The following is a 1,535-nucleotide window of genomic DNA, read 5'->3' on the forward strand; positions in this document are numbered from 1 at the left end:
AAGTTTACGGAGAAGCATACATTTACGATAGGGCGCGTGTTTACGGCAATGCACAGGTTTATGGTGATGCGCATATTTACGGTCATGCAAAAATTTACGGTGAAGCATGTGTATGTTGGAACGACTGGATTGATGACGATAGAAGAATCTCAACTAGAAAACAAACCAGATGAAAAAATATGAACGACTAATCTTATAGTCTCTCTATAAGCCGTTTCTAACACCGAAAAACCAACTTTTAAACACAAGCGTGATTCACGCCACGGGTGAATTACATCTAAAATGAAGGGGAATAAACATGCCACACCGCCCACCGACTATCACGCAACCAGCTATTGCTCGTGCTTTAAGAGAAGCTAAAAAACAAGGATGTGAACTCATAGAAATCAAGCCTACTGGTGAATTATTAATTCATATCAATAAAATCGTAACACCCAGAACAACAGATAATACTTATAGCATTGACGATTTTCCACCGCTTGAAAACGAGCAAGAAGACTACGAGACCAGCAAATCGTGTCCCTCTGTTGACGGTATAAAGTTTTAGCCATGCCAAAACGCCGTCCACCGCATCTTGTTCGTGAACGTACACGCCATGGTAAAGTTATATGGTATGTACGTATTGGTCATGGACCACGGTTTCGAATTGAAGGAACCTATGGAACGCAAGAGTTTGTTGACAATTATACGCTTGCCCTTAAACAAGCGCAAAATGGCTCTTCCAAAACAAAGAGGCGTATCAGACTCACAGAAGGGTCTTTCGATTGGTTATTGCATCAGTATTTACAAAGCATGCAATGGCATAATCAATCAGAATCTACTAAAAAAGTTAAATATCGAATTCTGAATAATGTTTCTAAACATATCGGTGATCGTGCATATAAAAGCATAAACAAACAACACATTCTTGAAGCCGTAGATAGAAGGCGAGAGACCCCCGCAGCAGCAAGACATTTTTTAACGGCTTTAAATGGTCTTTTCAATTGGGCAGTTGATAATGATCTTTTGAATAGAAATCCTGCCTTTAATATAAAAGCACCAAAATCTTTAAACAGTGAGGGATTACTGCCATGGCTAGAAGAGGACATAGACAAATATTATCACCGTTGGTCACATGGTACACATGAACGCGTCTGGATTGATGTTCTTCTTTATACGGGCTTGCGCCGTGGTGATGCCGTTCGTATCGGCTGGAAAGATGTCAAAGATAATATCATTTATCTCAAAACAGAAAAGAGCCAATTTAAAACAGATGTTTTTCTTCCTATTTTACCAGAACTAGAGGAAACCCTTAAAATTGGTCCCATAGGTGATGAAACATTTATTTGTGGTAAAGGTGGAAATAAGCTTGTCAAAGAAAGTTTTGGCAACCTCTTTCGTGAAGCATGTAATGCAGCAGGTATTAAAAAATCAGCGCACGGATTGCGAAAATTAGCAGCAACACGTGCAGCCAATGCTGGTGCGACAGTTTCGCAAATGAAAGCACTTTTTGGCTGGACAGAAGATAAAATGGCATCCCTTTATACCAAAACAGC

2 protein-coding genes are annotated in these 1,535 nt (G+C 39.7%); both read left to right on the forward strand.

The genetic code is table 11. The annotated features are described in order from the left end of the window. The first annotated feature begins 298 nt into the window (after positions 1-298). Positions 299-547, forward strand: a complete 249-nt coding sequence (locus ACFIJ0_RS05600; protein WP_375644206.1) for a hypothetical protein — start codon at positions 299-301, stop codon at positions 545-547. A 2-nt stretch (positions 548-549) separates the two neighbouring features. Then, positions 550-1,535, forward strand: a 986-nt coding sequence (locus ACFIJ0_RS05605; protein ID WP_375644208.1) for a tyrosine-type recombinase/integrase, incomplete at its 3' end; no start/stop codon positions are given.

Origin of the sequence: Bartonella sp. OC68QHHN (genome assembly GCF_042193875.1) — a bacterium.
GTDB lineage: Bacteria > Pseudomonadota > Alphaproteobacteria > Rhizobiales > Rhizobiaceae > Bartonella > Bartonella grahamii_A.